Genomic DNA, 12112 nt, shown 5'->3' on the forward strand with positions numbered 1-12112 from the left:
AGGCGCCATGAGAACCCGTCACAGATCCCGAGGACGCGGTACTCGGTTGCGCTGTGCCGCGGTGGTGGTCGCCGCGGGCATGGTGCTGGCGGGCTGTGGCGGCGGTGACGAATCGGCCGAAGGGCTCAGCGGCGCGCTCGGCACGACCAGCGATGTCAACCCGCGCGGGGTCGAGGAACTGCGCGAGGGCGGCAACCTGCGCCTGGCCACCACCTCCTACCCGGCCAACTGGAACACGCTGTCCAACGACGGCAACGAGGCCGAGATCGCCGACATCCTGCGGCCGCTGATGCCCCACGCCTACGACATCGACGCCGCGGGCAAGCTCAGCGTGAACACCGACTACTTCACCGACATCGAGCTCACCGGCACCGACCCCATGCGGGTGACCTACACGATCAACCCGAAGGCGGTGTGGTCCGACGGCACCCCCATCACCTGGGAGGACCTCGCCGCCCAGGCCAATGCCCTGAGCGGGCGCGACAAGCGCTACCTGATCGCCATCACCAACGGGTTCGAGTTCGTCGACAAGGTCGAGCGCGGCGTCGACGACCGCCAGGCCGTACTCACCTTCAACACTCCCTTCGCCGATTGGCGCGGCCAGTTCGCGGGCAACAGCACGCTGTACCCGAAGTCGGTCACCAGCACTCCCGAGGCGTTCAACACCAGCCTCACCGACGCCGCCGGTCCGACCGCGGGCCCGTTCGTCATCACCGGCACCGACCGCGCCCAGGGCCGGATCACCCTGGGCCGCAACCCGAACTGGTGGGGCGACAAGCCCGTCCTCGACACCATCACCTACAGCGTGCTCGACCGCACCGCCTGGGTGCAGGCCCTGCAGAACAACGAACTCGACCTGGCGCTGCTGTCCACCATCGACGACGTGAAGTCCGTACGCGGCACCGGCGACCTGGTGGTGCGTCGCGCCCCCGGCAACCGCTGGCGCCACATCACCTTCAACGGCTCCCCCGGCTCCATCCTCGCCGATCCCGGTGTGCGCGTGGCCATCTCGAAGGCGATCGACCGCCAGGGCATCGTCACCGCCATGCAGAACGGCCTGGTGGAAAACCCGAAGCCGCTCAACAATCACGTCTTCCTGCAGGGCCAGCAGGGGTATCAGGACAACAGCCTCGGCTTCGACCCCGAGGCCGCCGCGAAGGAACTCGACGCGCTCGGCTGGAAACTCGACGGCGACGTGCGCAAGAAGGACGGCCGCGCGCTCGTCATCCGCGATGTCATGTACAACGACCCGACCTGGGTGCAGATCGCCCAGATCATCCAGCAGAACCTGGCCGCCATCGGCGTCGGCCTGACCATCGACACCAAACCCGCCGCGGGCTATTTCACCGACGTCATCCAGCCCGGCGATTTCGACGCCACCCAGTTCACCTTCCAGGGCGACCCGTTCCCCCTGTCGAGCCTGCGCCAGATCTACTACTACGACCCGAACGACCTGCAGGGCAACTACGGCCGCATCGGCTCCCCCGAACTCAACGCCCTCATCGAACGCACCCTCACCGAACTCGACCCCGCGAAATCCCTCGCCCTGGCCAACCAGGTCGACCGCGCGGTCTTCGAGGAGGGCCACTCCCTGCCGCTGTTCCAGTCCGACGGCAGTTACGGCGCCCGCGCCACCCTCGCCAACATGGGTTCGCCTGGGTTGGCGTCGTACGACTATACGAAGATCGGATTCTTGAAATGACCACTGCTACCTATGCTTCCCGGCTGCGCCGGGCGGGCTTCCGCGTCGCGGCACCAGTTGTCGCGCTCTCCCTGGTACTCGGTGGTTGTGGCTCCGACGACTCCTCCCAGCTCGGCGCGAGCGAGATCTCCGCGGTCAGCGACATCAACCCCAAGGACGTGAGCGAGCTGCGCGACGGCGGCAACCTGCGGCTGGCGCTGACCTCGTTCCCGGAGACGTTCAACTCCGACCACATCGACGCCAGCGGCGACGTCTCCGATGTCGTCGGCTGGACCCTGCCGGGAACCGTGACCTCGAACGCGGCGGGCGAGCTGAGCGTCGACCACGACTACTTCACCGATATCCAGCTCACCGGCACCGCGCCGCAACAGGTGACCTACACGATCAATCCCAAGGCGGTGTGGTCGGACGGATCGCCGATCACCTGGGAGGACATGGCCTCGCAGGCCAAGGCGCTCAACGGCAAGGATGTCGCCTACCAGGTGCGCGGCACCGACGGCTTCGACCGGGTGGAGAAGGTGGAGCGCGGCGTCGACGACCGCCAGGCCGTGGTCACCTTCGCCAAGCCCTACGCCGAGTGGCAGGGCATGTTCAACCCGCTCTACCCCAAGGCGTCCACCGAATCGCCCGCGGCGTTCGAGAACTGGGCCCGCAACAGCCTGCCGCTGTCGTCGGGACCGTTCCTCATCAGCTCGCTCGACCGCGCCCAACAGCGGATCACGCTGAGCCGCAACCCCAAGTGGTGGGGCAACACCCCGAAGCTGGACTCGGTCACCTTCGCGGTGCTGGACTACTCGGCGCGCATCGCCGCGCTCCAGAACAACGAACTCGACGCCGCGACCGTCTCGGGGATCGACGAGATCAAGACCGCCGCTGGATCGCCCGGGCTGGTCGTGCGCCGCGCGCCTTCGCCCAAGTTCTCGCACTTCACGTTCAACGGTGCCCCCGGCGCGATCCTGGAAGACCCGCAGCTGCGCATCGCCATCTCCAAGGCCATCGACCGGGAAGGCATCGCCAAGGCGACCCAGCACGGTGTGGTCGAGAACCCGCAGCCGTTGAACAACCACATCTTCCTCAAGGGCCAGAAGGGCTACCAGGACAACGCCGCGGCGGTGTCCTACGATCCGGCCGCCGCCGCCAAGATGCTCGATGACCTGGGCTGGAAGCTCAACGGCGATGTCCGCGAGAAGGACGGCCGCAAACTCGAGATCAAGGATGTGATGTACCAGCAGGACGCCTGGGTGCAAATCGCCCAGATCGCCCAGCAGAACCTCGCGGCGGTCGGCGTGAAGCTTAACATCCAGACGGTCCCGGGCAACGGCCTGTTCACCGACGTGGTCGACCCCGGCAACTTCGACATCGTCCAGTTCACCTGGTCCGGTGGCATTCTCCCGCTGGGCGTGCTTCCGCAGGTCTACGCCTACGACCCGAACAACCGGCTCAGCAACAAGGGCCGCATCGGCAGCCCCGAGCTGAACGCGCTGATCGAGGAGACCATTTCCGAACTCGATCCGGAGAAGGCGATCGAGCTGGCCAACAAGGCCGACCGGATGATCTTCGAGGAGGGCTTCTCGCTGCCGATCGTGCAGTCGCCCGGCGCGGTGGCGGTGCGTTCTACGCTGGCCAACTACGGGGCCTTCGGCCTGTCGTCCACGGATCTGACCAAGGTCGGCTTCGTCAAGTAGTAGCTCCGCCACGCGCGGACAGGAAGGACCCACCATGCGAATTCGCTCGCTCGGCGCAAGGTTCGCCATTCCGTGCGTGGCGGTCGGCTTGATCCTGTCGGGGTGTTCGACCGACAGCGATGTCACCCCCGGCAGCGCGACGATCGGCAGTACCAACGACATCAATCCTCACGATGTGGCCGATCTGCGCGACGGCGGGAACCTGCGGCTGGTGCTCAGTTCGTTCCCGGAGACCTTCAACTACCTGCACGTGGACGGCGGGACGGAGAGTACCGGCGATGTGATCGAGCCGGTCCTACCCTCCCCGTACACCAGCGATGCCGCCGGTGAGCTATCGATCAATCACGACTACTTCACCGACATCCAGCTCACCGGCACCGAGCCACAGCAGGTGACCTACACGATCAACCCCAAGGCGGTGTGGTCGGACGGATCACCGATCACCTGGGAGGACATGGCCTCGCAGGCCGAGGCGCTGAGCGGCCGCGATCCGGCCTTCCTGGTGTCGTCCACCAGCGGGTTCGAGCGGGTGGAGAAGGTGGAGCGCGGGGCCGACGACCGGCAGGCGATCGTCACCTTCGCCCAGCCCTACGCGGAGTGGCAGGGCCAGTTCAGTCCGCTGTATCCCAAGGCGACCACCGAGTCGGCGGCGGCGTTCAACGATCGTGATCGGTCCGGGCTGGCGGTGAGCGCCGGTCCGTTCCAGATCGGCGATATCGACCGCTCGCAGAGCCGGATCACGTTGAACCGCAACCCGTCCTGGTGGGGTGCCACGCCGAAGCTGGACAACATCACCTTCAGCGTGCTCGACAGTTCGGCCTGGCTGCCCGCCATCCAGAACAACGAGCTCGATATCGCCTACATGTCGGGCATCGAAAACGTCACCGCCGCCAAGCAGGCGCCCGGCGTGGTGCTGCGGCGCACACCGGAGCCGAGCTGGTCGCACATCACCTTCAACGGCGCGCCCGGTTCGCTGCTCGAGGACCCGCAGCTGCGCATCGCCATCTCCAAGGCGATCGACCGCCAGGGCATCGTGAACGCCGCCCAGAACGGCGTGGTCGACGAGCCGAAGACGCTGAACAACCACATCTTCATGCTGGGACAGAAGGGCTACCAGGACAATTCGGCGCCCATCTCCTTCGACCCCGACGCCGCCGCCGAGATGCTCGACGATCTGGGCTGGAAGCTCAACGGCGATGTCCGCGAAAAAGACGGGCGCAGGCTGGAACTGCGCGATGTGATGTACCAGCAGGACGGCTGGGTGCAGACCGCGCAGATCGTGCAGCAGAACCTGGCGGCCGTCGGCGTGAAGCTCAACATCCAGACCGTGCCCGGCACCGGGCTTTTCAAGGATGTGATCGATCCGGGCAATTTCGAGCTGGCCCAGTTCAGCTGGGGCGGTAGCGTGTTGCCACTCACCGCGCTGCCGCAGATCTACGCCTACGACCCGAACAATCTGCAGGGCAACAAGGCTCGCATCGGCTCGCCCGAACTGAACGCGTTGATCGAACGCACCATGTCGGAGCTGGACCCGGAGAAGGCGATCGAGCTGGCCAACCAGGCCGATCAGATGATCTTCGCCGAAGGCTATTCGCTGCCGCTGTTCCAGGCTTCGGGCACCTACGCGGCCCGCGAGAACCTGGCCAACTACGGCGCGTTCGGGCTCGCCTCGGCCGACTACACCAAGGTCGGCTTCCTGAAGTGAGTGTGCTGGGCGCGCTGAGCTATCCGCTGCTCGTGACGAGTGGTGCCCTGGTGGTGGTCGCCGCCTGGGTGCCGTTCGCGGATCTGGATCAGCTCAGCGCGCTCGCCGTGGTGGCCGTGGCGATTGTGGTGTTCACGGCCTATCAGCTCGGGCTGGCGGTGGGGGTGCTGCCGACCGGGCTCGTCGCGGCGGGGACGGTGCGGGGGAAGCGGGTGCGGCAGCAGCATCGGCTGGTCAGCCGGTCGTGGCTGGAGATCACGAGTGGGGATCGCGTGGTGTGGCAGCCGGTGTTCTACACGTCCGCGCTGAGCACGCTCACCCCCACCGACCTCGAACTCACCGGTACCGCGATCTCGGCCGGTGACGAGCGCTTCTCTCCCTCCGGGCGGGTCCGTACCACCGAGCCCACCGGCAAGCTCGTCGACAACCCCTCGCGTCCCGCCGAGCCGCCGGTCTTCGGTATCGGCCGCCGTCTCGTGCTCGACGCCCAGTTCGCCATCGGCGCGCCCGTCATGGGCCTGCTCTGGGTCTATGTCGTGGGCGGCGGCACCGGTGCCTTCGTCGGCGCCACCATCGTCGCCGCCGCCACCTTCACCTGGCTCTCCGCCATCCGCGGCTCCGACCCCAGCTGATCCACCTGGTCAAGCGATCACCACGTTCTGGTGGCGGACTCCCGACGTTCGCCCGCCACCGGAGCGTGGTGATCGTTCGTTCAGCTCGCGGGAACTGGTCTGACCACTTGACCTCTGACCTGTGGGGGTGGATTATCAGGGGGTGGCGTGGACTCCTGTGGTGAAGCGGTCGGTTTCCGGTGATGTGTTCGAGCAGATCGCCGGGGAGGTGCTGGGCGGGGAGCTGGCCGCCGGGAGCACACTGCCGAGTGAGCGGCAGTTGGCCGAGGCGCTGGGGGTTTCACGGCCCGCGGTGCGCGAGGCCTTGCAGCGACTCGCGGCGGCGGGACTCGTCTCGGTCCGCCAAGGTGAGGCCACCACCGTGCTCGACTATCGCCGCAGCGCCGGGCTCGAAGTCCTCCCGCGCCTGCTCTTGCGCGGCGACACCATCGACCCCACCGTCGCCCGCAGCATCCTGGAGGCCCGCCTGCACAATGGCCCCAAGATCGCCGAGCTCGCCGCCGCCCGTGTGCGGCGAACCCACGATGCCGCCGCTTCCGCCGTCGATCCGGCCGGACCAGCGATCGCGCCCACCGCGGCGGACCGCTCGACGCGAGCCGACGGCCCGGCAGGAGTCGATGCGGAACTAGCCCTCCTTGGCGCGTCCGTGGAAGCGCTTGTCGCCGAGACGGATTCGCTGGCACAGCAGCGGATCGCGCTCGAGTTCTGGGATCACGTGCTCGATCTCGCGGACTCGATCGCGTTCCGGCTCATGTATTCGATGCTGCGGGCGGCTTACGAGCCCGCGCTCGCCGCCTTGGCGCCGATCATGTCCGCCGAGGTGGGCAATGGGGACGCCTATCGAGACCTGGCCGCCGCGATCAGCGCGGGCGAGCCGGAACGGGCCGCCGATTCCGCCCGGGCACTGCTCGGACCGGCGACCACCGCCCTCATCCATGCCCTCGACGGGGCGTGAACCACCCGAGGAAACCGCCATGACCAGTACCCGTCCGACAACGCCGTCGCACGATCCCCGCCGACCGGCACTGAATCCCACCACCCCGGACACGTCCCGCCGCCGCGCGAACCCCGACGGTTCGACCTCGCCGATACCCGCCGACGGCGAACGCCCGGCGGGCAACTCACGCGCGATCCGCCGCGGCCTGACACTCGGCGTGGCGGGCCGGGAGTTCCTCCGGCACCCCTCGCCCTGGATGATCGCGACGAGCCTGGTGATCGTGCTGGCCGCCCGCCTGGCGCTGGGCGACTGGCAACTCACCGATCTGCTCGTCCCGGTGCTGATCCTCGCCGCGTTCCCGCTGGTCGAGTGGATCATCCACGTGAGCATCCTGCATTGGCGCCCACGGCATCTCGGCCCGCTCACTTTCGACAGCGAGCTGGCCCGCAAACACCGCGAGCACCACACCGACCCGCGCGACATCCCGCTGATCTTCATCCCGCCCAAGTCGCTCACCCTCACCATCGCGGCCCTGGTGGCGATCGCCCTACTCGCCTTCCCCCGCGTGGAACTCGGCCTGACCTTCCTCCTCACCATCACCGTCCTCGGCCTGCTCTACGAGTGGACCCACTACCTCATCCACACCGACTACAAGCCGAAACACGCCCCCTACCGCGCGGTCTGGCGCAACCACCGCCACCACCACTACAAGAACGAGCACTACTGGTTCACGGTGACCACCACCAACACCGCCGACCGCCTGCTCGGCACCTCTCCCGACCCGGCCGCCGTCCCCACCTCCCCGACCGCCCGCCACCTGCACGCGAGCTGAGAGCGGACGCCCTGGTTCACCGCGCGTCGGCGAACCAGGGCCTGCTGCCCGAGCGCAGGGTGAAGCCGTGCACGCGGTGGAGCCGGTAGCCCTCGGTCACGGCGAGCGCCGTCGCGGTCGCGGCACCACCCAGCACCAGGACGAGCCGAATCCCGGTGGGCAGCGCGCTGCTCGGCTCCGCCAGCTCGACGACGACCACCGCCCAGGTGGTGAGGGTGATCGCGATCGGCCCGAGCAGCGGGTGGCCGTCGGAGGCGCGGAAGGCGTGCGTCGCGATGAGGAATCCGCCGCGCACCAGGTACGCCGACAACACCAGTCCGCCCAGCGGCGTTCCCACCACCACGATCACCGTGAGCACCACCTTCATCACCGTGGCGGACCGCCCGATCTCGGCCAGCCACTCGAACACGGTCGGGGTGAGCGCCAAGGCACCGAGCACCGCCGCGAAGGTACCCATCGCGAGTAGCGGTTGCGCCAGGTCACGCGCGGTCGATCTGCGTAACTCGGCATGGGTGCACAGCAGCAACACGCCCATGACCAGCGCGCAGATCGGGCCGATGAGCAGGGCGGCCAGCGCGGTCCGCATCACCGCGTCGCCGAGCATGTCGCCGAACGAGAAGCGCGCGAGATTCATCCCCACCGCGATATTGATCCCCAGGCCCACCCAGGTCCGGGTCGCCGCCAACTGGTCGACCACCTCGTCGCGGGCCACCAGCAGCCCGCGCGGCCGGAAGTGCCGGTCGGCATACCCCCACCCCGTTCGTAGTGGGGTCACCACGAACGTCTCGAAGAACTCCCCCACAACCCGCCTCCCTCTGCGCGTCATCCGCGGGCCGATCGTACGGGGTGGGGCCGACAAGGTACCGGCGCGCGTGGTTGACAAAGTACCCTAGGGGGGTATGGTAGGCACCGACAGCGACCGAGGAGTCGAGCATGAGCACCCGAAACGGAGCATCCCGATGAACGCATCAGCCAAGTTCGCCGGATTCGCGCTCGGTCTCGCGGCGGTCTTCGGGATCGCGCTGGCGGCCGGTGCGCTGATCGGACCGGAACCGTCCGAACCGGGCGGGCACGACGAGCACGCCGCCCCGGCGGCCGAGGGCGAGATGCCCGGCGGCCTGCTCGTCACCGATCAGGGCTACACACTGGCTCTGAACCAGCCCGACACCACCACCTCTGCCCAGGCGCCGGTCTCCTTCCGTATCCTCGACGCCACCGGCGCCCCGGTGACCCGCTACGAGACCAGCCACGACAAGGACCTGCACCTGATCGTGGTCCGACGCGATATGGCCGCCTTCCAGCACGTCCACCCGGTACTCGACCAGGCGGGCACCTGGTCGGTCCCGCTGGACCTGAGCCGGGCCGGTGACTACCGGGTCTTCGCCGACTTCACCCCGGCGGGCGGGCAGAACCTGACCCTGGGCACGGATCTGCGGGTCTCCGGCGACTACGCCGTGCGGCCGCTGCCAGCCCCTGCCACCACGGCCCGCGTCGGCGAGTACACGGTGACCCTCGACGGCACGGTCGCCCCGGGGACGGCCTCGAAGCTCACTCTCTCGGTGAGCCGCGACGGTCGGCCCGTCACCGACCTACAGCCCTACCTCGGCGCCTACGGCCACCTGGTCGCGCTGCGCGCCGCCGACCTGGCCTACCTGCACGTACATCCCGAGGGCGCCCCCGGCGACGGGGTCACCCCGGCCGGTCCCGGCATCGAGTTCGTGGTGAACGCGCCCAGCGCGGGCGACTACCGCCTGTTCCTGGACTTCCAGCACGCGGGCGTGGTGCGCACGGCCGAGTTCACCGTACGGGTCGCCCCACCGAGCACCGGCACCACCGGGCCCGCCCCGACCGGCGACGACCACGGCACTCCCGGCCACGGCCACTGACCTGCGTCCCCACGCCAGCGAACTCTCAGCAAGAATCGATATGAGGAAACGATCGGAGCACCCCATGACCGCCGTGACACACCCACCGGGCACCGGCCAGGTAGAACTGGTGATCGGTGGCATGACCTGCGCGTCCTGCGCGAACCGGATCGAGAAGAAGCTCAACAAGCTCGACGGAGTGACCGCCACGGTCAACTACGCGACGGAGAAGGCGCGCGTCGACTTCACCGGCGCGGTCTCCCCCGACGACCTGATCGCCACCGTCGAGCAGGCCGGATACACCGCCGCGCTGCCCGCGCCCGAGCACGTCGAGCCCACCGAGGACACCGCCGCCGAACCCGACCCGACGGCCTCGCTGCGCACCCGCCTGCTGGTCTCGCTGGTGCTCACCGTGCCGGTGATCGCGATGGCGATGATCCCGGCATTGCAGTTCACCAATTGGCAGTGGCTCTCGCTGACGCTGGCCGCGCCGGTGGTGGTGTGGGGCGCGCTGCCGTTCCACCGGGCCGCGTGGACCAACCTGCGCCACGGCACCGCCACCATGGACACGCTGGTGTCGATGGGCACGCTCGCGGCGTTCGGCTGGTCGCTGTACGCGCTGTTCTGGGGCACCGCGGGCACGCCCGGCATGACCCACCCGTTCGAATTCACCATCGCCCGGATGGACGGCACCGGCAGCATCTACCTGGAAGCGGCCGCGGGCGTCACCACGTTCATCCTGGCCGGACGCTACTTCGAGGCCCGCGCCAAGCGCCGGGCCGGGGCCGCGCTGCGGGCGCTGCTCGAGCTCGGCGCCAAGGACGTGGCCGTGCTGCGCGGGGGCGTGGAGACACGTATTCCGGTGGAGCAGTTGGCCGTCGGCGATGAGTTCGTGGTGCGGCCGGGCGAGAAGATCGCCACCGACGGCGTGGTGACCGAGGGCAGTTCGGCGGTCGACGCGTCCATGCTGACCGGCGAGTCGGTGCCTGTGGAGGTCGGCGTCGACGATGCCGTCACCGGGGCCACGGTGAACGTCGGCGGACGACTCGTGGTGCGCGCCACCAGGATCGGTGCCGACACCCAGCTCGCCCAGATGGCGCGGCTGGTCGAGGACGCGCAGACCGGCAAGGCCAAGGCACAGCGCCTGGCCGACCGGATCTCCGGGATCTTCGTGCCGATCGTCCTCGCGCTGGCCGTGGCCACCCTCGGCTTCTGGCTCGGCACCGGCGGTTCGGTGGCGGCGGCGTTCACCGCGGCTGTCGCGGTGCTGATCATCGCCTGCCCGTGCGCCCTCGGCCTGGCCACCCCGACCGCGCTCATGGTCGGCACCGGGCGCGGCGCGCAGCTGGGCATCCTGATCAAGGGGCCCGAGGTGCTGGAATCGACCCGCGAGGTCGACACCATCGTGCTGGACAAGACCGGCACCGTCACCACGGGCAAGATGACCCTGCTCGACGTGCTGCCCGCCGAGGGCGAACAGCGTGAGCGCGTGCTGGAACTGGCCGGGGCACTGGAACACTCGTCGGAGCACCCGATCGCGCAGGCGATCGCCAAGGGCGCCCAGGACGAGGTGGGTTCGCTGCCCACGGTCGAGGGGTTCGCCAATATCGAGGGCCTCGGTGTGCAGGGCGTGGTGGACGGACACGCGGTGGTCCTCGGCCGGGCACGGCTGCTGGCCGACTGGTCGCAGCCGCTCGACGACACCCTCGCCGCCGCGATGGCCGAGGCCGAATCGGCGGGCCGCACCGCCGTGGCGATCGGCTGGGACGGCAGGGCGCGCGGCGTGCTCGTCGTCGCCGACGCGGTGAAGCCGACCTCGGCGCGGGCCATCGCCCAGTTCCGCGAGCTGGGGCTGACCCCGATCCTGCTCACCGGCGACAACGCCCGCGCGGCGCACACCATCGCCGCCGAAGTCGGCATCGACGAGGTGATCGCCGAGGTGCTGCCGCAGGACAAGGTCGACACGGTCAAGCGGTTGCAGGCCGAGGGCAAGGTCGTGGCCATGGTCGGTGACGGCGTCAACGACGCGGCCGCCCTGGCCCAGGCCGATCTGGGCCTGTCCATGGGCACCGGCACCGATGTGGCCATCGAGGCCAGCGACCTGACCCTGGTGCGCGGTGACCTGCGCGCCGCCGCCGACGCCATCCGCCTCTCGCGGCGCACGCTGGCCACCATCAAGGGCAACCTGTTCTGGGCCTTCGCCTACAACGTGGCGGCGATCCCGCTGGCCATGGCGGGGCTGCTCAACCCGATGCTGGCCGGTGCGGCGATGGCGTTCAGCTCGGTGTTCGTGGTGAGCAACAGTCTGCGGCTGCGCCGGTTCAAGTCGGCCGCGCAGTAGAGTTCCCGAAAAGCACTGTGGGGGTGGCACTTCGCCACCCCCACAGTCATTTCCGCAGTATCACGGGGTGACGATAGGGAAGGCCGGGTCGAAATCGTCGAGGATTCCGGCGAGGGTGTCGAGCGCCTTCTCGTCGCCGGTGAGCGTGATCTTGCCGCCCGCGGCCAGTTTCGCGGCCACCTCCGGTTTCAGCAGCACGGCGGTCAGGAACGCCTTCGGGCCCGCGATGGTCAGTTGCGCGTCAGCGGATTCGCCGCGACGCGCATTGAGAACACCGCGGCGGACCCAGAAGTGCCACTGTTCGTCGTGGTCGGTGAAATCCAGCGCGATACGCAGATCCACGTCGGCGGCCTTCTCCCCGATGACATGCACCGACACGAAATCGAAGAGGATATCGATCGGCATGGCCAGCC

At 68.8% G+C, this 12112-nt stretch carries 10 protein-coding genes; 8 read left to right on the forward strand and 2 right to left on the reverse strand.

Translation table 11 applies throughout. From position 1 onward, the window contains the following. The first annotated feature begins 7 nt into the window (after positions 1–7). The 6 genes from QC180_RS01960 to QC180_RS01985 all read left to right on the forward strand — a co-directional run bounded on the left by QC180_RS01960 (position 8) and on the right by QC180_RS01985 (position 7493). On the forward strand, positions 8–1702 hold the full coding sequence (locus QC180_RS01960) for an ABC transporter family substrate-binding protein (protein ID WP_278260801.1): 1695 nt from the start codon (positions 8–10) through the stop codon (positions 1700–1702). Then, a complete protein-coding gene (locus tag QC180_RS01965) occupies positions 1699–3387 on the forward strand; it encodes an ABC transporter family substrate-binding protein (protein WP_278260802.1) in 1689 nt (562 codons plus the stop codon). Before QC180_RS01960 ends, QC180_RS01965 begins: the two co-directional genes overlap by 4 nt. Positions 3388–3421: 34 nt before the next feature. After that, on the forward strand, positions 3422–5092 hold the full coding sequence (locus QC180_RS01970; RefSeq protein ID WP_278260803.1) for an ABC transporter family substrate-binding protein: 1671 nt from the start codon (positions 3422–3424) through the stop codon (positions 5090–5092). Beyond that, on the forward strand, positions 5089–5724 hold the full coding sequence (locus QC180_RS01975; protein WP_278260804.1) for a hypothetical protein: 636 nt from the start codon (positions 5089–5091) through the stop codon (positions 5722–5724). The genes QC180_RS01970 and QC180_RS01975 overlap by 4 nt, the downstream gene beginning before the upstream one ends. A 142-nt stretch (positions 5725–5866) precedes the next feature. Then, on the forward strand, positions 5867–6679 hold the full coding sequence (locus tag QC180_RS01980) for a FadR/GntR family transcriptional regulator (RefSeq protein ID WP_278260805.1): 813 nt from the start codon (positions 5867–5869) through the stop codon (positions 6677–6679). 19 nt (positions 6680–6698) lie between these two features. Beyond that, on the forward strand, positions 6699–7493 hold the full coding sequence (locus QC180_RS01985) for a sterol desaturase family protein (protein WP_347567303.1): 795 nt from the start codon (positions 6699–6701) through the stop codon (positions 7491–7493). A 16-nt stretch (positions 7494–7509) separates the two neighbouring features. Here the strand turns inward: QC180_RS01985 and QC180_RS01990 are convergent, their stop codons facing one another. Beyond that, positions 7510–8295, reverse strand: coding sequence for a hypothetical protein (locus QC180_RS01990; RefSeq protein WP_278260806.1), 786 nt, complete (start codon positions 8293–8295; stop codon positions 7510–7512). 157 nt (positions 8296–8452) lie between these two features. Here QC180_RS01990 and QC180_RS01995 point away from each other — a divergent pair, with 157 nt between their 5' ends. Together QC180_RS01995 and QC180_RS02000 are read left to right on the forward strand one after the other, a co-directional pair. Beyond that, positions 8453–9379, forward strand: a complete 927-nt coding sequence (locus QC180_RS01995; protein WP_278260807.1) for a hypothetical protein — start codon at positions 8453–8455, stop codon at positions 9377–9379. Positions 9380–9443: 64 nt separating this feature from the next. Then, positions 9444–11699 (forward strand): heavy metal translocating P-type ATPase, encoded by a 2256-nt coding sequence (locus QC180_RS02000; protein WP_278260808.1) that lies wholly within the window; start codon positions 9444–9446, stop codon positions 11697–11699. Between the two features lie 60 nt (positions 11700–11759). Here the strand turns inward: QC180_RS02000 and QC180_RS02005 are convergent, their stop codons facing one another. Further along, a complete protein-coding gene (locus QC180_RS02005; protein ID WP_278260809.1) occupies positions 11760–12104 on the reverse strand; it encodes an alkyl sulfatase C-terminal domain-containing protein in 345 nt (114 codons plus the stop codon). Positions 12105–12112: the final 8 nt, after the last annotated feature.

Origin of the sequence: Nocardia anocheti (assembly GCF_029675105.1) — a bacterium.
Lineage (GTDB): Bacteria > Actinomycetota > Actinomycetes > Mycobacteriales > Mycobacteriaceae > Nocardia.

What these genes read in the sequence shown, in the direction of transcription:
- QC180_RS01960 (WP_278260801.1), top strand. Translation starts at nt 8, where the DNA reads ATGAGAACCCGTCACAGATCCCGAGGACGCGGTACTCGGTTGCGCTGT.
- QC180_RS01965 (WP_278260802.1), top strand. Translation starts at nt 1,699, where the DNA reads ATGACCACTGCTACCTATGCTTCCCGGCTGCGCCGGGCGGGCTTCCGC.
- QC180_RS01970 (WP_278260803.1), top strand. Translation starts at nt 3,422, where the DNA reads ATGCGAATTCGCTCGCTCGGCGCAAGGTTCGCCATTCCGTGCGTGGCG.
- QC180_RS01985 (WP_347567303.1), top strand. Translation starts at nt 6,699, where the DNA reads ATGACCAGTACCCGTCCGACAACGCCGTCGCACGATCCCCGCCGACCG.
- QC180_RS01995 (WP_278260807.1), top strand. Translation starts at nt 8,453, where the DNA reads ATGAACGCATCAGCCAAGTTCGCCGGATTCGCGCTCGGTCTCGCGGCG.
- QC180_RS02000 (WP_278260808.1), top strand. Translation starts at nt 9,444, where the DNA reads ATGACCGCCGTGACACACCCACCGGGCACCGGCCAGGTAGAACTGGTG.
- QC180_RS02005 (WP_278260809.1), bottom strand. Translation starts at nt 12,104, where the DNA reads ATGCCGATCGATATCCTCTTCGATTTCGTGTCGGTGCATGTCATCGGG.